We start from the raw sequence: 16,636 nt of genomic DNA, 5'->3' as shown, positions 1-16,636 counted from the left end.
ATGATGGTGAGGTGAAATATTGACCGAAAGGATGATTCGGTTAACTATGAAAGAGGTTAAACCTTCCATCAAGGGGAAGGTCAAGGAGCAAAAATGAATATTAGCGATGTGGCGAAAAAAACCGGGCTAACCAGCAAGGCGATTCGTTTTTACGAAGAGAAAGGGCTGGTCACGCCGCCGTTTCGCGCCGACAACGGCTACCGCAGCTATACGCAAAAGCATCTGGATGAGCTGACGCTGCTGCGCCAGGCCCGTCAGGTCGGATTTAATCTGGAAGAGTGCAAAGAGCTGGTAAGCCTGTTTAACGATCCGGCCCGGCACAGCGCGGACGTAAAAGCCCGCACCTTGCAGAAGGTCGCGGATATCGAGCGGCACATTATTGAGCTGCAGAATATGCGCCAGCATTTGCTGACGCTGGCAGAGGCTTGCCCGGGCGATGACAGCGCCGATTGCCCGATCATCGACAATCTTTCCGGCTGCTGCCATCGCCACGAGATAAACTAAACCGCTTTAATTTTGAGCGTAATGCCTTCCACGGCCAGTACCACTACCTCACAGCCCGCCGGGAGATCTTCATCGGCGGTCACAGGCCAGCTGCTGTCGGCCACGCGAACATGCCCCCGGCCGTTGACCAGAGCGGTTTCCAGGCGGAAGCGGCGGCCAACCAGCTGCTGCCCGCGCTGATTCAGCACTTCACCCGGAATTTGTTGCTTGCGGCTGGACAGCCAGCGCCACCAGAGAAAGGCGGCGACCAGCGTCAGCAGGGCAAAGCAAACGCCCTGTGTTTCCCAGCCAAGCGGCAGCAGCCAGACCAGCAGGCCGGTGATCACTGCCGCCACGCCGCTCCACAGCAGATAGCCGCTGGCACCTAGCATCTCCGCCGCCAGCAGCAGTCCGCCAAGCGCAAGCCAGAAGACGTGTGGATGCGCGAGAATGCTGTCGATCATTTTTTACGCTCGGTGCCGCTCTGGGCGATAAGTTCGCTGATCCCGGCGATGGAGCCCATCAGGCTGGAGGCATCCAGCGGCATCAGCACCACTTTACTGTTGTTGGCCGACCCAATTTGCTGCAGCGCGTCGGTGTATTTCTGGGCCACGAAGTAATTCACCGCCTGAATATCCCCTTTGGCGATAGCTTCGGACACCATCTGCGTGGCGCGTGCTTCTGCTTCGGCGCTACGCTCGCGGGCTTCCGCCTCAAGGAACGCAGACTGACGCTCACCCTCAGCTTTCAGGATCTTCGACTGCTTCTCACCTTCGGCTTTGACGATTTCCGCCTGGCGGATCCCTTCGGCCTCAAGAATATAGGCGCGCTTGGTACGCTCGGCTTTCATCTGGGCGTTCATCGCATCAATCAGCTCAGCCGGTGGGCGCACGTCACGGATTTCGATACGGGTGATTTTAATGCCCCACGGGTTGGTGGCTTCGTCGACGATGTGCAGCAGGCGGGTATTGATGTTGTCGCGCTGGGACAACATTTCATCCAGCTCCATCGAGCCGAGCACGGTACGGATGTTGGTCATCGTCAGGTTGATGATCGCCAGCTCAAGGTTGCTGACTTCATAGGCAGCGCGAGGGGCGTCAACCACCTGAATAAAGCACACGGCGTCAATGGCGACGTTGGCGTTGTCTTTGGAAATGACTTCCTGAGAAGGGATGTCGAGCACCTGTTCCATCATATTGATTTTGCGGCCCACGCGATCCATAAACGGCACCACAAGATTCAGGCCCGGCATCAGGGTGTTGGTGTAGCGGCCAAAGCGTTCAACGGTCCATTGGAAGCCCTGGGGCACGATTTTTACCCCGGCCGCCACAATCACCAGCGCCACGAGAATTAATACGGGGATCACGATAAGCATTAAAAAACCTCCTGTTTGTTTTGCATTCAGTCTAACCGCTTAACCTGAAACATTCAGCAACATCCCCGTGCCCGATGAGAATTAATTGCTGCTTTCCCTTTTATTATTCCTTAATGGAATGATTTTCATGGATTAAGTTCATTTCACGCATGGTGCCAGCAGGCGTAGTATCGGATGCTTCGGCAGCTCGCGCTATCGGGCGGGCGGTATTCGGCAAGAACACTTATCCCGGTGAGGAAGCAATGGGAACAATAATAGCTGAGCAGCATCAGGCGAATAACAACCGCTGGCAGAAAATCGTGGAAGAATTAATTTCACCCATGGCGATTGATATTGACGGCAACGGCCCGGCAGATATTCGGGTGAACAATCCAGACTTCTTCAAGCGAATATTACAGGAAGGTTCTCTCGGCCTTGGAGAAAGCTATATGGACGGCTGGTGGGACTGCGACCGGCTGGACATTTTATTTACCCATATTTTGCGCCACGGCCTGGACAGCAAAATGCCAAAACACTTTTCCGACCTGCTGCGTATTGCCGGGGCCAGAGTTTTTAATTTGCAGTCTCGCAAACGCGCCTGGATAGTTGGCAAAGAGCATTACGATATCGGTAACGATCTGTTTGCGGCGATGCTCGATCCGTATATGCAATATTCCTGCGGCTACTGGAAAGACGCGGGCAATCTGGAAGAAGCTCAGCGTAACAAGCTGCATATGATCTGCGAAAAACTGCAGCTCAAAGCGGGCATGAAGCTGCTGGATATCGGCTGCGGCTGGGGCGGGCTGGCACAGTATGCGGCGCAGGAATATGGGGTTTCCGTCGTCGGTGTGACTATTTCGGCCGAACAGCAAAAAATGGCTCAGGATCGCTGCCGGGGCCTGGACGTGGAGATCCTGCTGCAGGATTATCGCGACCTCAACAGCAAATTTGATCGCATTGTTTCCGTGGGTATGTTCGAGCACGTTGGGCCTAAAAACTACAATACCTATTTTGAAGTTGCTGCCCGCAATTTAAAACCTGATGGCCTGTTTTTGCTGCATACCATTGGTTCGAATGAAACGGATTTAAACGTCGAGCCTTGGATCAACAAATACATCTTCCCTAACGGCTGTTTGCCCTCGGTGCGCCACATTGCCAGCGCCAGTGAAAAACATTTCATTATGGAAGACTGGCACAATATCGGGGCGGATTACGACAGAACGCTGATGGCCTGGTACGATAATTTCCTCCGCTGCTGGCCTAATATTTCGCGTAATTATGACGAGCGGTTTAAGCGGATGTTTAGTTATTATTTGAACGCCTGCGCGGGCGCATTTCGCGCGAGGAATATTCAGCTTTGGCAGGTGCTGCTGAGCCCGAATGGAGTGGACGGCGGGATCCGCGTTTACCGATAAACAAAAGGCCGGAATATCCGGCCTTTTTCGTTCTCACTGATTAATACATCAATGCATAAATCTGACGGCGGTATTTAGACGCCAGCGCGTCGCCGGTGCCCAGTGCGGCCAGAATCTCCATCATCATTTTGCGTGCCTGGCCGTCGGCGGCACCCAGGTCTTTTTTCAGGTGGGTATAAAGCAGCTCCAGTGCTTCTTCGTTCCGGCCAACCTGATGCAGCTGCAGCGCGAGCTGGCTGGCAAGCTGGGCGTTGTCCGGCTCGTTTTGCACCTGCTGCTGCAACTGTTGAATTTCCGGCGTGTCGGCGGCTTGTTTCAGTAGTTCAATCTGGGAAACCAGCGCCTGATAGCGGGTGTCCTGGTCCTGCAGAGGCACGGTTTTCAACACCGCTTCGGCGTCTTCGCTGCGGTTCAGGGCAATCTGCACTTCCGCCAGCAGCAGGCCAATTTCGCTGTTCTGACCGGACAGCTGCCACGCATCTTTCAGCAGCGGCAGGGCTTCGGCGTGCTTGCCTTCCTGCATCAGCTCTACGGCCTGCTGGGCTTTCAGCTCTTCTTCACGCGGCAGCACTTTGTCGAGCAGGGCGCGAATCGCTTCTTCCGGCTGCGGCCCCTGGAAACCGTCCACCGGCTGACCATTCTGGAACAGATAGACGGTAGGAATAGAGCGCAGGCCAAACTGCGAAGCCACCATTTGCTCGGCGTCGCAGTCAACTTTAGCGAGAATAAACTGGCCGTTGTATTGGGCTGCGAGCTTGTCCAGCACCGGCGTGAGCTGCTCGCAATGCTGGCTGCGGGCAGACCAGAAATAAAACAGCACGGGTTTAGCCATGGACTGTTCCAGCGTCTGGTGCAGGTTCGCTTCGGTAATGTTGATAATGTTTTCTGCGGACATGGGCGATTCTCTGTTAAGCATTTGTTTTTTTACATGGGGGCTGAGGCCGGGACTTCAACTCAGCTCCGTAAAATTTTGTCCATTGCGCACGCTGGCAGCAGGCGGCGCAGCACGGTAATCACGTGAGTCACCACGGTCACCGGGTAGCGTAGCTTCGGCCTTGGGCTTTCAAAAGCATGGCGTACTTTCGCTACCACCGCTTCCGGGCCGAGGGTAAACCGTGCGGCAATCCCCGGATTCTCTACCGGCTTGTCGCTTTGGGTTTGATTGACGTTATCGGTAAAAGGGGTGCGGATTGGCCCCGGTTCAATCAGGCTGACTTTAATCCCGCTGTGGCGAAGCTCCATGCGCAGCGCGTCGGACCAGGCTTCCAGCGCGTATTTACTGGCGGCATAAGCCCCGCGCCCCGGCGTGGAAATCAGCCCCATCACCGAGCTGGTCATCACGATGCGGCCTTCCTGATGAGGCTGCATGGCCGGCAGCAGCAGCATGGTGAGCTGGTGCGTGCCGAAGAAGTTGGTGGAGAATTGCTGTTCAAGCTGTTCGCGGGAAATGGCGTTCAGCGGGCCATACACGCCGTAACCTCCGTTATTAAACAGCCCGTACAGGCGGTTGCCGGTGATGGCAATCACTTCGGCGGCGGCGCGTTGGACGCTTTCCGCATCATCAAGATCGAGTTCAATGCCGGTAAACCCAAGCTGATTCATGCGCTCTACATCGGCCGGTTTGCGGCAGGCGGCGAGAATGTTATAGCCAAGCTTCTGTAACTCCTGCGCGCTGGCTAAGCCAATCCCGCTGGAGCAACCTGTAATTAAAACCGATTTTTGCATAACTTTACCCGAAGGGCGCCCCGATTATTGGTCAGTCGTGTTTAACTATCTCGTCATGTCTGACGCGGCAGCGCCGGTTATTTAGAGAGTAACGGAGTCAGCCGCGTCGCCATCCAGTCGGCGATAAACGGCTGAGCATCCCGATTAGGGTGAATGCCGTCATCCTGCATCCATTGCGGTTTCAGATACACCTCCTCCATAAAGAACGGGAGCAAAGGGATATCAAACGCTTTGGCAAGCTGCGGATAAATAGCGCTAAACGCCTCATTATAGCGGCGTCCGTAGTTGGCGGGCAGGCGAATTTGCATCAGCAGCGGTTGGGCATTGGCGGCTTTCACGTCGGTGATAACCTGGTTAAGGGTTTTTTCAACATCCTGAGGCTGGAATCCGCGCAGGCCGTCGTTACCGCCAAGCTCCACTAAAACCCAGCGGGGCTGGTGCTGTTTTAACAGCGCCGGCAGGCGAGCCAGACCCTGCGCTGCGGTATCGCCGCTGATGCTCGCATTCACAACTTTTGTACCCTGCGGTTGCCATTTGGCATCCAGCAGAGCGGGCCAGGCGCTGGTGGCCGCCATACGGTAACCGGCGCTCAGGCTATCGCCTAAAATCAATAACGTGTCCGCCGCAGCGGCGCGGAAAGTCATCAAAGCCAGAAACAGGAAGGGCAAATGCCAGCGGAAAACATTGTTGAAGTTCATCATCTTAGTAAGTCCGTGGGTCAGGGTGAACACGAGCTTTCCATCCTTACCGGAGTTGAGCTGGTTGTCAAACCGGCCGAAACCATCGCCCTGATTGGCGAGTCAGGATCGGGCAAGTCCACGTTGCTGGCGATTCTGGCCGGGCTTGATGACGGCACGGACGGCGAGGTCCACCTTTGCGGGCAGCCGCTGCACAGCATGGATGAAGAGGCCCGGGCGGCACTGCGTGCAAAGAACGTCGGCTTTGTGTTTCAGTCCTTTATGCTGGTGCCCACCCTTAATGCTCTGGAAAACGTGGAGCTTCCTTCGCTGCTGCGAGGTGAAAACAGCTCGGCCAGCCGGGTGCAGGCCAAAGCGCTGCTGGAACAACTGGGCTTAGGTAAACGCCTCGATCACCTGCCAGCCCAACTCTCCGGGGGCGAGCAGCAACGCGTGGCGCTGGCTCGCGCGTTTAACGGTAAGCCGGGCGTGCTGTTTGCCGATGAACCCACCGGTAACCTCGACAGGCAAACCGGCGACCGCATTGCCGACCTGCTGTTTTCCCTCAACCGTGATTTCGCCACCACGCTGATCCTCGTCACTCACGATGAACAGCTGGCGGCACGCTGCGACCGTCGGCTGCGGCTGCGCGAAGGCAAACTGTGGGAGGAAGCATGATAGCCCGCTGGTTCTGGCGCGAGTGGCGCTCTCCCTCGCTGCTGATTGTCTGGCTGGCGCTTAGCCTGGCGGTGGCCTGCGTGCTGGCGCTTGGCAGCATCAGCGACAGAATGGAAAAAGGCCTCAGCCAGCAAAGCCGCGAGTATATGGCGGGCGACCGGACGTTGCGCAGCGCCCGCGCCGTTCCGGACGAATGGCTGACTCAGGCCCAAAGTGATGGCTTAAAGGTCGGCAAACAGCTGAGCTTCGCCACCATGACTTTTGCCGGGGATACGCCTCAGTTGGCTGATGTGAAAGCGGTCGACGGCGTGTACCCGATGTACGGCGAGCTGGAAACCAACCCGCCGGGCCTGAAGCCTGAGCCGGGCACCGCGCTGCTTGCGCCGCGCCTGCTGGCGTTGCTCAACCTGAAAGTGGGCGACAACATTGACGTGGGCGACGCCACGCTGCGTATTGTCGGGCAGGTGATTCAGGAGCCGGACGCCGGGTTTAACCCGTTCCAGATTGCGCCGCGTCTGATGATGAACCTGGCTGACGTTGAGAAAACCGGGGCGGTGCAGCCGGGCAGCCGCATTAGCTGGCGCTACAAGTTTGGCGGCAACCCTCAGCAACTGCTGCAGTATGAAAACTACCTGCTGCCGAAGCTGAAGCCGGAGCAGCGCTGGATCGGCATGGAGCAGGACGAAGGTGCGCTGGGCAAATCCCTGGAGCGTTCTCAGCAGTTCCTGCTGCTTTCCGCCCTGCTGACATTGCTGCTGGCCGTGGCCGCGATTGCCGTGGCGATGAGCCATTACTGCCGCAGCCGCTATGACCTGGTGGCGATCCTGAAAACGCTGGGCGCGGGCAGGGCGGCGATGCGTAAACTGATTATCGGCCAGTGGCTGATGGTGCTGGTGCTCTCGGCCATTGCCGGAGGTGCCGTTGGGCTGCTGTTCGAAGCCGCGCTGATGCAACTATTGAAGCCGGTGCTGCCTGCCGCGCTGCCGCCAGCGAGCCTGTGGCCGTGGGTGTGGGCTATTGGCGCGATGGTGACAATCTCCGTGCTGGTGGGGCTGCGTCCGTATCGGTTACTGCTGGCCACTCAGCCATTGCGCGTCCTGCGCCGTGACGCCGTGGCCAACGTCTGGCCGCTGAAAATTTATTTGCCAGTTATCAGCGTGGTGGTGGTGTTGCTGCTGGCGTTGCTAATGGGGGGTAGTTCGCTGCTGTGGGCGGTGCTGGCGGGCACGCTGGTGCTCGCGGCGCTGTGTGGCCTTGTCGGCTGGGGCGTCCTGAAGCTGCTGAAAAAGCTGACGCTGAAAAACCTGGCCCTGCGTCTGGCGGTTAACCGCCTGCTGCGCCAGCCGTGGGCGACGCTCAGCCAACTGGCGGCGTTCTCGCTGTCGTTTATGCTGTTGGCATTGCTGTTAGTGCTGCGGGGCGATTTACTGGACAGATGGCAGCAGCAGTTGCCGCCGGAAAGCCCGAACTACTTCCTGGTGAACATTGCGCCGGAGCAGGTTCAGCCGGTGAAAACCTTCCTTGCCGACCATCAGGTGATCCCGGAGTCGTTCTATCCCATTGTGCGGGCGCGCATGACGGCGATTAACGGCCAGTCCACCGAGGGCAACCCGGATGAGGCGTTGAACCGCGAGCTGAACCTGACCTGGCAGAGCCAGAAGCCGGATCATAACCCTATCCTGGCGGGAAGCTGGCCGCCGAAGGCCGGGGAAGTGTCGATGGACGACGGCGTGGCGAAACGCCTGAACATTAAACTCGGCGACAGCGTGACCTTTATGGGCGATACCCAGGACTTTACCGCGAAGGTCACCAGCCTGCGCAAAGTGGACTGGGAAAGCCTGCGGCCAAACTTCTACTTTATCTTCCCGCCGGGCGCGCTGGACGGGCAGCCGCAGAGCTGGCTCACCAGCTTCCGCTGGGAGGGGAATAACGGCCTGCTGACCCAGCTTAACCGTGAGTTCCCGACCGTCAGCTTGCTGGATATTGGGGCCATCCTGAAACAAATCGGCCAGGTGCTGGAGCAGGTCAGCCGCGCGCTTGAGGTGATGGTGGTGCTGGTGACTGCCTGTGGCCTGCTGCTGTTGCTGGCTCAGGTGCAGGTGGGTATGCGGCAGCGCCATCAGGAACTGGTGGTTTACCGCACGCTGGGCGCAGGTAAAAAGCTGCTCAGAACCACGCTGTGGTGCGAGTTTGCCGTGCTGGGGCTGGTGTCCGGCCTGGTGGCGGCCATCGGCGCGGAAACGGCGCTTGGCGTACTGCAAACACGCGTGTTCGATTTCCCGTGGGAGCCGGATTTGCGCCTGTGGATCGTGCTGCCGGTCACCGGGGCGGTATTGCTGTCGCTTTGCGGCGGCTGGCTGGGCGTTCGGTTACTGAAAGGGAAGGCGCTGTTCCGCCAGTTTGTCGTCTGAGGAGGTCGGGCAGGGATGCCCGGCTATCGCTATAAACTTTGTTATATTTCGCTATTTATTGCGTTAGGACATATTTTCTGCATTTATTGATGTTTTTTTAATATCTATTAAGAAAATACTGATAGATAACCGCACGAATTAATAAAAATCCTTCAGAAATCGGACTTAATAAGCGTTAATATGCCCCCGCTTATAATAAATATGGTTACTAGGGATCCACATGAAAGCAAATTTGCGCGCTTTACCATTACTGATTGGGGCTGGCCTGCTTGCAGGTATGGCATCTTTCGCTGCTAACGCAGAAATCACCGTCCTGAAGCAAGATCCGCAGGCCGGTAACCCGCTCAGCCGCCTCAATTTCACCGTGGGCGGCAGTATTCGTCCACAGTTTAATATGATGTCCGGCGACGGCGATAAAGGCTCTTACAAACGTAATGGCTTTGATGGCGGCACCCGTTTCCGCTTCGCAGCTGATTATTATCTGTTCGATGATATTAGCTGGATCAGCTATTACGAGCTGGGCGTGAATATTCCGGCAGTCTTCGAGTGGGATAACCACTATGCAGAAGGCGCGAACAATACCACTCGCCGTATGCTGTACACCGGCCTGAAAAGCAAAACCTGGGGTCAGCTGACCTACGGCCAGCAAAACAGCATCTACTATGATGTGGTTGGCGCGAAAACCGATATCTGGGACTACGACATGATCGGTCAGGCTCCAGGTAACGGCATGAACGGCGACTACGACGGTTCTTACCGTTCCCGCAACATGCTGAAGTACAAAAACACCTTCGGCGATGCGGACGTGTACGCTTCTTACCTGTTTGAAGATCACGACATCCGTGCCACCAACGGCATGCGCTACAAGCGTAAAGGCGGCGGCTCTCTGGGCGTGGATTACCACATCACCAAAGACCTGACCTGGGGTACCGCATGGAACTACACCCGTGCCGACATGCGTAACCCGAACGACGGCGACAGCAAGTCTTACAACCAGAACATCTACGGTACGGCGCTGAGCTGGAAACCGGACAACTGGACGTTCAGCTTCGGCGGCGGCTGGTATCAGAACTTCCTGACCACCAAGCTGAAAGACGTGAACAACTACTTCTCCGGCGACGCGTGGGGCATCGAGTACTTCGCGGGTTACACCATCCCGGTTGGCCAGTACGCGGTGAAATCCGTACAGCCATACTTCATGGGTGACCGTCTGCAGTACGTGACCGGCCGCAGCTACCAGCGCATCGACAACGGTGTGGGCGTGAGCTTCAAGCTGGATTACGGCTTCCAGGTGGACTACGAGCACGTCTTCACCTCCAGCACCGACAACCTGGGCGACATGAACCTGGTTCGTCTGCGCTACGATTTCTAATCGTGCCTCTGGCGGGTGGCAGCCTTGCTGCCCGCCTCATTCAGCGTTTCCTGCCTTATTTTTTATCTATTCAGAAACGGGTAAGCATGTTCGGGCCTTGAAGGCTTTGCGCCACTGTGTGGGCGTGGTTTTAAAACGCAGCCTGAAATGATGCCGGAGTGTTTCCGCAGAGCCGAATCCAGACTGTTCTGCCACCTGGTCAATGCTGAGTTTCTCGCTTTCCAGCAGCGCACAAGCCTTTTCCAGCCGGAGGCTGAGCATCCACTCGCCCGGCGTGGTGCCGGTGGCATCTTTGAACCGGCGGATGAAGGTGCGGCGACTCATGCCCGCTTGCCTGGCTAACTGTTCAATCACCAGGGGCGCATTGAGATGGTGGCGCAAGTCGTCCAGCAACGGCGCCAGACTTTTGGTGCTGCGTTTAGGAACGGGCTGTTGGACCCACTGTGCCTGGCTGCCTTCCCGTAAAGGGGGCGTAATCATGCGCTGTGCAGTCCGGTTGGCGATTTCAATCCCGTAATCACGACGAATAAGATGCAGGCAGAGATCGACTCCAGCAGCGCCGCCTGCGGAAGTGATCAGGCTGCCTTCATCGACGTAGATCATGCTGTGCTCCACCTGCACCGCAGGGAACCTGCTCGCGAGGATCTCGGTGCTGTTCCAGTGGGCGGTGGCTCGCTTGCCGTCCAGTAATCCTGTTTCGCAGAGAATAAAACTGCCGGCGCAAATCGACACTATGCGGGAACCGGTTTTATGGGCGCGTTGTAAGGCGGCAATCAGCGGCTCAGGGGCCGGTTCAAAAACATTTCGCCAGCCGGGGATGACAATTGTCCCGGCGTCTTCCAGCAGCTCCAGTCCGCCATCCACCACTAAACGCACGCCGCCCTGAGCGTCAAAAACGCCCTTTTCTAACGATGCGACGCGCAAGTCATAGAGAGGCTGGCCGAGCACTTCATCCACGCGGCCAAAAGCTTCGACGGCAATCCCGAACTCAAAAGTGCAGAGGCACTGGTAGGCCAGCACAACCAGCCGTCGATTTTTCGGTCTAAAAGTACGGTCTTGATCTGGAGAGATGCCTGGCATGGTCGTCTAGTCTCTAAAATGGCACGATCTTGACGATATCTGACCGGAGCGTCGATTTCTACTCCACCCGGAATCTTTCATGCTGGCACCTTCTTAACGTTTTGCAGGAAATCAGTATGAAAAATCTCTTAGCGCTGATGGCGGTTTGTTTAGCCGCGTTGATGTCGGGCCTGGAAATATCCAGCGTCCCGGTCATCCTGCCGGTGCTGGAAAAGCAGATGCAGGCCAATTTCCGTGAACTGCAGTGGATCATGAATGCTTACACGCTCTCCTGCACGGCGGTGCTGATGGCCACGGGGACGCTGGCGGATAAATATGGCCGCAAGCGTATTTTTATTATCAGCATTGTTGGGTTTGGCCTGACGTCGATCCTCTGTGGTCTGTCCCGGACGCCGGAATGGCTTATTGTGGGGCGCTTTTTGCAGGGACTGAGCGGCGGGGCGATGTTAACCAGCCTGATTGCCATCCTGTCGGTTCAGTTTCCGGCAGGAAAAGCGCGCAGCCGGGCGTTTTCCGCCTGGGGGATCACATTTGGTTTTGGACTGGGCTTTGGCCCCGTCATCGGCGGCGTGCTGGAGGCGTGGTTTAGCTGGCAATGGGTATTTCTGATCCACGGCGTTATTGCGCTCCTCACCCTCGCCCTGACGCTGAAAAACGTCGTCGAGTCGCGGGAAAACACCACGAAACCGCTGGATGTCGCTGGCCTGATGACGTTGAGCGTGGGCGTGGTGGGGGCGACCTGGCTCATCACCCAGGGCGGGAACATCGGCTGGACCAGCCATGAAGCCCAGCTCATCCTGCTGGGCACGTTTATCAGCCTGGCGCTGTTCGTCATTATTGAGCTGCGCCACCCGCATCCGATGTTTGATTTCTCCGTCTTTCGGATCAGGCCTTTCTCCGGCGCGCTGATGGGATCTATGGGGATGAATTTCAGCTTCTGGCCGCTGATGATTTATCTGCCGGTTTATTACCAGATAGGGAAGGGCTACAGCATTATGGAGACCGGCATGGCGCTGCTGGCCTACACCTTGCCCACGCTATTAATGCCGCCGGTCGGCGAAAAGCTCGTGCTGCGCTATGGGGCCGCACGCATCATCCCGCTGGGGCTGTTTGCTATTGGCCTGGGATTTGTGCTGATGAGGCTGGGCGTCATCTATCAAGTCAGTTTGCTGCCCGGCGCAGTACTCTCAGGCATGGCGCTGGGGTTAATCAATACCCCGGTTACCAACACCACCACCGGCTCCGTGGGCGCTAACCGCGTGGGCATGGCTTCCGGGATTGATATCAGTTCGCGCTTAATTACGCTTGCCATCAATATTGCGTTAATGGGGAGCCTGCTGGTGGCGGGGATAGCCGAAAGCTTACAGAGCCATATCGACAGCGTGAGCGAAAGATATGCCCTGGCAGAACAAATAGCTGGCGGCACCAGAGCCACGCTCAGCAGCGACATGATTATTCAGGCGCTGAATAACGGTTTTTCCGGCGTGCTGGCCTACGGCGCTGTGGGCGTGGGCTGTTTGTCGCTGGCGAGTTATTTGCTGTTCAATGTCAAAACAAACGTTAAGCGCAAACGGGCGGCATCCTGCGCTGATTAAGCTCATCCTAATGCAAAGCGGGTTTTCCGCTTTGCATTGTCGTTATTCGCAAAAGCTTGGCTCATGCCCGCCGCGCCTTCTCCCGCGAGCAAGATGAAATATTTTCAATTAACCCTGTTAACGGAATGTGCCATCTTATTCTGTCCAGTTGGATCAACGACTTAGTAAGCGGCCCGTGAAAGAGGCTCGCCTCAGGACACCACACATCATTCTGTAAGGGAGAATACCCATGGGAAATCATTTCGGCTGGCGCGTGGCGACCGGCGCTTTACTTCTGGCCAGCGGCCTGCAGTTTGCGCAGGCCAACAGCGACCCGCACACCATCGTCTTCGGCGTAGCGCCGGGGCCATACGGCGATATGGTCAAACAGGCCATCGCCCCGTCGCTAAAAGAGAAAGGCTATAAAGTCGTGGTGCGCGAGTTCAGCGACTACGTGCAGCCCAACATGGCGCTGGCCAACGGCAGCATCGACGCCAATCTGTTCCAGCACTCGCTGTACTTCGACAAATTCACCGCCGACAAAAACCTCAAGCTGGCGAAACTGATCACCGTGCCAACCGCCGGGATGGGCATTTATTCCCATAAAGTCAAAAGCCTGGACGAGCTGAAGAAGGGCGATATTGTCACCCTGTCTAACGACCCGACCAACCTCGCCCGTGGGCTGCGCTTCCTGCAGTCGATGGAGCTTATCACCATCAAAGAGAACATTGACCCGACCAAAGCCTCCGAGCGCGATATCGCCACCAACCCGAAAGGCCTGGTGTTTAAATCGCTGGAAGCCGCACAGCTGCCGCGCACGCTGGACAGCGCCAGCGCCGCGCTGGTCAACGGTAACTTTGCCATTGCCGCCGGGCTAAAACTCTCTTCCGCGCTCAAACAGGAACACCTGGACGAGAACCTCAAAAATATCATTGCGGTGCGTGCCGAAGATGCGGATAAACCGTTCGCCAAAGACATCGTGGAGACCGTGAAATCCCCGGCCTACGAAAAAGCGATCGACGATCCGCAGAATATTTTCAACGCCTTCCAGAAACCGGACTGGATGGTTGCCGCAGATAAAAAGTAATAGAGCAAAGCGGGCAGGCGGGATGCCTGCCTTTTGTCGCTGATTTGAGGTTGTCATGATTGAGATTGAAAAGGTCTGCGTGGACTTCCCCACGGGCCGGAGCCAGACCAGCCGGGCGGTGAACGATGTTTCGCTGCACATTGGTGCGGGGGAGATTTTTGGCATTGTCGGCACCAGCGGAGCCGGGAAAAGCACTTTATTGCGCACCCTGAACGCGCTCCAGCGCCCGAGTGAGGGAAGCGTAAAAATAGGTGGGACTGAGATCACCGCGCTACAGGGGGCCGAACTGCGCAAAGCGCGCCAGCGCATCGGCATGATTTTCCAGCACTTCAATTTGATGCACACCCGGACGGTCAGGCAGAACGTGGCGTTCAGCCTCAAAGCCGCGGGCTGGGAACGCAGTAAAATCGGCCCGCGTGTGGCCGAAATTCTTGAGCTGGTGGGCCTGGCCGACAAAGCGAACCGCTACCCGGTGCAGCTGAGCGGCGGGCAGAAACAGCGGGTGGGCATTGCGCGCGCCATCGCTAACCACCCGGATGTTTTGCTCTGTGATGAACCGACTTCCGCGCTGGATCTGGAAACGTCGGCCACCATTCTGGCGCTGCTGAAGAAGGTCAACCAGCAACTGGGGATCACCATCGTGCTGATCACCCACGAGATGAACGTGATCAAGACGATTTGCGACCGCGTGGCGGTGATGTCCGGCGGGGAAGTGGTGGAGTCCGGCGAGGTGTTCGACATCTTCGCGCATCCGCAGCATGAATTTACCCGCCAGCTGGTGTCCCACACGCTGAACCTGACGCTGCCGGTGCGCCTGCTCGACAACATGCGCGGCGCGCTGCTGAAAATCATGTTCGTCGGCGACTCGGCCGAACAGCCGGTGCTCTCCTTCGCGGCGGTGAAATACGGCGTGGCGGTGAACATTCTGCACGGCAAAATTGAGTACATCAGCGACCGCGCGCTGGGCATTCTGGTGGTGGCGATCACCGCGCCCGGCAACCCGGCGGCGGTGGGGGATGCCATCGACCATATTCGGAAACATACGGCCTGTGTGGAGGTGCTGAATGGATGATTTAGTCGCGGACCTGACGATTGCCTTTGGCGAAACCTTCCAGATGCTGGGCATTTCCACGCTGCTGGCGATCATCGGCGGCCTGCCGCTGGGCTTTTTGATCTTCGTGACCGACCGCAACCTGTTCTGGCAGAACCGCTCGCTGAACATCATCAGCTCGGTGCTGGTGAATATCGTGCGCTCGGTGCCGTTCGTCATTCTGCTGGTGCTCTTGTTGCCGCTGACGCAGTTCCTGCTCGGCAACACGATCGGGCCGATTGCGGCGTCTGTACCGCTGTCGGTGGCGGCGATTGCGTTTTACGCCCGCCTGGTGGACGGCGCGCTGCGGGAAGTGGACAAAGGCATTATTGAAGCGGCAGAAGCCTTTGGTGCCAGCCCGATGCGCATCATCTGCACCGTGCTGCTGCCGGAAGCCAGCGCCGGTTTGCTGCGCGGGTTAACCATAACCCTGGTCAGCCTGATCGGCTACTCGGCGATGGCGGGGATTGTCGGCGGCGGCGGCGTGGGTGACCTCGCGATCCGCTTCGGCTATTACCGCTACGAAACCCAGGTCATGGTGGTCACGGTTGTGGCGCTGATTGTGCTGGTGCAAATCGTGCAAATGTTGGGCGACTATCTCGCCAAACGCGCGGACAAGCGTGACAGGCATTAACCTTCTTTCTGGCCGGGCGTTTGTTCGGCCAGCATGATTTTTAGCTGCTGGAGAGGTTCATTTCCCGGCGGCTTTCTCCCTGATAAGTCTCCAGGCTGTAATTTTCTATAGCGTTTCATTATTCCTGCGAGCCGCCTCGAAGTTTGCCAATCTGTCTGATTTTTCATCTGGGTTACTGTGCAGCCATCCAGTATGATCGGAGGGATGAGCAAGAGATAAACCCGGTCAAAGCCGGAGAAAGAAGCGCCCCCGAAGGGTGGTGGAACACCAGACGGGGGCTGACCAAAACCGTTAATAGGAGTAACAGCATGGCTAACGAAGATAGTACCACACAGGCTCGCCCTGAAATCACCCCCCACGACCCGGCATTTGCGGGCGATATCGCAACCTTGTTAGAAAAGCCGCAGGGCGCAGCGATGGATCTCTTCCAGGTGCTCGATATCTGTGAGCAATACGCCGAGCATTTGCTTGAAAACAAAAATCAAACGGAACGCATGGCGCTCTGTGGTCGCCAGCTCGCCGGGCTGGAAGTTCTGAAAAGCGTGCTCAAAGCCCCGCTGCCGGACTACCTGATAGAGAAGCTGACGCTCAAAGAGAGTGAAGCCAGCATCTGCTACAACCCGATGGCAACAGACTCCGAACCGCTCCGCGAGTACTGCGTGGCGCTAACCATCGTCCTGCTGAATCAACAAGAATCCCCGGAGCAAAGGCAGCAGATTACCGGGCTACTGTATGAGCTGATCGTTGTGCTGGCCGAAGATTTAAAAGCGCCAAGGTTTGTTCACTCATTGGATGGTGGGTTGGCGATGATTCCCGGCGGGGCTTTGAATTTGGTTCATTGATGTTTTAGGTTTCATGGCCGCCTTCCCTTGGTAGGGGAGGCGGTTTGTTGGGGAAGCGAGAAGTGGAAGTCGGCAATTGTTAAAACCGTCAATGCGAACATTACGTGCATTAAATTACTGCTAAATAGCTGTTCCTAATACCGCTACACTTTTGCGAGACCATGTCGGCCACCCGGGAATGGACTGGCTGTTTTCATAAAATGGCGAACCTTTT

General features: G+C 57.0%; 16 protein-coding genes. 10 read left to right on the top strand and 6 right to left on the bottom strand.

Annotation, left to right across the window (positions count from 1 at the left end):
* The first annotated feature begins 93 nt into the window (after positions 1–93).
* A complete protein-coding gene (cueR, locus tag B9Y90_RS18320; protein ID WP_008460239.1) occupies positions 94–504 on the top strand; it encodes a Cu(I)-responsive transcriptional regulator in 411 nt (136 codons plus the stop codon).
* Here the strand turns inward: cueR and B9Y90_RS18315 are convergent.
* Both B9Y90_RS18315 and B9Y90_RS18310 read right to left on the bottom strand, forming a co-directional pair.
* Positions 501–947, bottom strand: a complete 447-nt coding sequence (locus tag B9Y90_RS18315) for an NfeD family protein (protein ID WP_085542122.1) — start codon at positions 945–947, stop codon at positions 501–503. The genes cueR and B9Y90_RS18315 overlap by 4 nt on opposite strands.
* Positions 944–1,858 carry an SPFH domain-containing protein gene (locus B9Y90_RS18310; protein ID WP_039297096.1) on the bottom strand — a complete coding sequence of 305 codons (915 nt, stop codon included), beginning with the start codon at positions 1,856–1,858 and terminating at the stop codon, positions 944–946. Before B9Y90_RS18310 ends, B9Y90_RS18315 begins: the two co-directional genes overlap by 4 nt.
* Before the next feature lie 242 nt (positions 1,859–2,100).
* On the opposite strand from B9Y90_RS18310, the gene cfa reads away from it, so the two are divergent.
* On the top strand, positions 2,101–3,252 hold the full coding sequence (gene cfa, locus B9Y90_RS18305) for a cyclopropane fatty acyl phospholipid synthase (RefSeq protein WP_085542121.1): 1,152 nt from the start codon (positions 2,101–2,103) through the stop codon (positions 3,250–3,252).
* 40 nt (positions 3,253–3,292) lie between these two features.
* Here cfa and B9Y90_RS18300 read toward each other — a convergent pair whose 3' ends face one another.
* The 3 genes from B9Y90_RS18300 to tesA form a co-directional block, all read right to left on the bottom strand.
* On the bottom strand, positions 3,293–4,147 hold the full coding sequence (locus tag B9Y90_RS18300) for a co-chaperone YbbN (RefSeq protein WP_039295942.1): 855 nt from the start codon (positions 4,145–4,147) through the stop codon (positions 3,293–3,295).
* 59 nt (positions 4,148–4,206) lie between these two features.
* A complete protein-coding gene (locus B9Y90_RS18295) occupies positions 4,207–4,977 on the bottom strand; it encodes an SDR family oxidoreductase (RefSeq protein ID WP_085542120.1) in 771 nt (256 codons plus the stop codon).
* 77 nt (positions 4,978–5,054) lie between these two features.
* Complete coding sequence (gene tesA, locus B9Y90_RS18290; protein ID WP_085542150.1) at positions 5,055–5,678, bottom strand: multifunctional acyl-CoA thioesterase I/protease I/lysophospholipase L1; 624 nt, start codon at positions 5,676–5,678, stop codon at positions 5,055–5,057.
* On the opposite strand from tesA, the gene ybbA reads away from it, so the two are divergent.
* The 3 genes from ybbA to B9Y90_RS18275 all read left to right on the top strand — a co-directional run bounded on the left by ybbA (position 5,646) and on the right by B9Y90_RS18275 (position 10,115).
* A complete protein-coding gene (gene ybbA, locus B9Y90_RS18285; RefSeq protein ID WP_085542119.1) occupies positions 5,646–6,332 on the top strand; it encodes a putative ABC transporter ATP-binding protein YbbA in 687 nt (228 codons plus the stop codon). The genes tesA and ybbA overlap by 33 nt on opposite strands.
* On the top strand, positions 6,329–8,743 hold the full coding sequence (ybbP, locus tag B9Y90_RS18280; protein ID WP_085542118.1) for a putative ABC transporter permease subunit YbbP: 2,415 nt from the start codon (positions 6,329–6,331) through the stop codon (positions 8,741–8,743). The genes ybbA and ybbP overlap by 4 nt, the downstream gene beginning before the upstream one ends.
* Before the next feature lie 220 nt (positions 8,744–8,963).
* Positions 8,964–10,115 (top strand): porin, encoded by a 1,152-nt coding sequence (locus B9Y90_RS18275; protein WP_039295931.1) that lies wholly within the window; start codon positions 8,964–8,966, stop codon positions 10,113–10,115.
* Between the two features lie 66 nt (positions 10,116–10,181).
* Here B9Y90_RS18275 and B9Y90_RS18270 read toward each other — a convergent pair whose 3' ends face one another.
* Positions 10,182–11,195, bottom strand: coding sequence for a helix-turn-helix domain-containing protein (locus B9Y90_RS18270; protein WP_085542117.1), 1,014 nt, complete (start codon positions 11,193–11,195; stop codon positions 10,182–10,184).
* Positions 11,196–11,311: 116 nt separating this feature from the next.
* Here B9Y90_RS18270 and B9Y90_RS18265 point away from each other — a divergent pair, with 116 nt between their 5' ends.
* The 5 genes from B9Y90_RS18265 (at position 11,312) to B9Y90_RS18245 (ending at position 16,422) form a co-directional block, all read left to right on the top strand.
* Positions 11,312–12,790: an MFS transporter gene (locus B9Y90_RS18265; RefSeq protein WP_085542116.1), complete on the top strand. Its 1,479-nt coding sequence runs from the start codon at positions 11,312–11,314 to the stop codon at positions 12,788–12,790.
* Positions 12,791–13,019: 229 nt separating this feature from the next.
* Complete coding sequence (locus tag B9Y90_RS18260; protein ID WP_039305463.1) at positions 13,020–13,856, top strand: MetQ/NlpA family ABC transporter substrate-binding protein; 837 nt, start codon at positions 13,020–13,022, stop codon at positions 13,854–13,856.
* Positions 13,857–13,911: 55 nt separating this feature from the next.
* Complete coding sequence (gene sfbB, locus B9Y90_RS18255; RefSeq protein WP_085542115.1) at positions 13,912–14,928, top strand: virulence-associated ABC transporter ATP-binding protein SfbB; 1,017 nt, start codon at positions 13,912–13,914, stop codon at positions 14,926–14,928.
* Positions 14,921–15,580: a methionine ABC transporter permease gene (locus tag B9Y90_RS18250; protein ID WP_085542114.1), complete on the top strand. Its 660-nt coding sequence runs from the start codon at positions 14,921–14,923 to the stop codon at positions 15,578–15,580. Before sfbB ends, B9Y90_RS18250 begins: the two co-directional genes overlap by 8 nt.
* Before the next feature lie 308 nt (positions 15,581–15,888).
* The gene (locus tag B9Y90_RS18245) at positions 15,889–16,422 is read left to right on the top strand and encodes a hypothetical protein (RefSeq protein ID WP_085542113.1); all 534 of its coding nucleotides are present in this window, start codon (positions 15,889–15,891) and stop codon (positions 16,420–16,422) included.
* Positions 16,423–16,636: the final 214 nt, after the last annotated feature.

Source organism: Cedecea sp. NFIX57, from assembly GCF_900177785.1.
Classification (GTDB): Bacteria; Pseudomonadota; Gammaproteobacteria; order Enterobacterales; family Enterobacteriaceae; genus Cedecea; species Cedecea neteri_C.
The sequence above is the reverse complement of the archived record's forward strand: the minus strand, read 5'-3'. Positions and strand labels throughout refer to the sequence as shown.

Bases quoted from the DNA above. Each gene is read 5' to 3' on its own strand.
- B9Y90_RS18300 (WP_039295942.1), bottom strand. From the start codon at position 4,147: ATGTCCGCAGAAAACATTATCAACATTACCGAAGCGAACCTGCACCAG.
- ybbP (WP_085542118.1), top strand. From the start codon at position 6,329: ATGATAGCCCGCTGGTTCTGGCGCGAGTGGCGCTCTCCCTCGCTGCTG.
- B9Y90_RS18310 (WP_039297096.1), bottom strand. From the start codon at position 1,858: ATGCTTATCGTGATCCCCGTATTAATTCTCGTGGCGCTGGTGATTGTG.
- B9Y90_RS18265 (WP_085542116.1), top strand. From the start codon at position 11,312: ATGAAAAATCTCTTAGCGCTGATGGCGGTTTGTTTAGCCGCGTTGATG.
- ybbA (WP_085542119.1), top strand. From the start codon at position 5,646: ATGCCAGCGGAAAACATTGTTGAAGTTCATCATCTTAGTAAGTCCGTG.
- B9Y90_RS18245 (WP_085542113.1), top strand. From the start codon at position 15,889: ATGGCTAACGAAGATAGTACCACACAGGCTCGCCCTGAAATCACCCCC.
- B9Y90_RS18250 (WP_085542114.1), top strand. From the start codon at position 14,921: ATGGATGATTTAGTCGCGGACCTGACGATTGCCTTTGGCGAAACCTTC.
- cueR (WP_008460239.1), top strand. From the start codon at position 94: ATGAATATTAGCGATGTGGCGAAAAAAACCGGGCTAACCAGCAAGGCG.
- sfbB (WP_085542115.1), top strand. From the start codon at position 13,912: ATGATTGAGATTGAAAAGGTCTGCGTGGACTTCCCCACGGGCCGGAGC.
- B9Y90_RS18295 (WP_085542120.1), bottom strand. From the start codon at position 4,977: ATGCAAAAATCGGTTTTAATTACAGGTTGCTCCAGCGGGATTGGCTTA.
- B9Y90_RS18315 (WP_085542122.1), bottom strand. From the start codon at position 947: ATGATCGACAGCATTCTCGCGCATCCACACGTCTTCTGGCTTGCGCTT.
- B9Y90_RS18275 (WP_039295931.1), top strand. From the start codon at position 8,964: ATGAAAGCAAATTTGCGCGCTTTACCATTACTGATTGGGGCTGGCCTG.
- B9Y90_RS18260 (WP_039305463.1), top strand. From the start codon at position 13,020: ATGGGAAATCATTTCGGCTGGCGCGTGGCGACCGGCGCTTTACTTCTG.
- tesA (WP_085542150.1), bottom strand. From the start codon at position 5,678: ATGATGAACTTCAACAATGTTTTCCGCTGGCATTTGCCCTTCCTGTTT.
- cfa (WP_085542121.1), top strand. From the start codon at position 2,101: ATGGGAACAATAATAGCTGAGCAGCATCAGGCGAATAACAACCGCTGG.
- B9Y90_RS18270 (WP_085542117.1), bottom strand. From the start codon at position 11,195: ATGCCAGGCATCTCTCCAGATCAAGACCGTACTTTTAGACCGAAAAAT.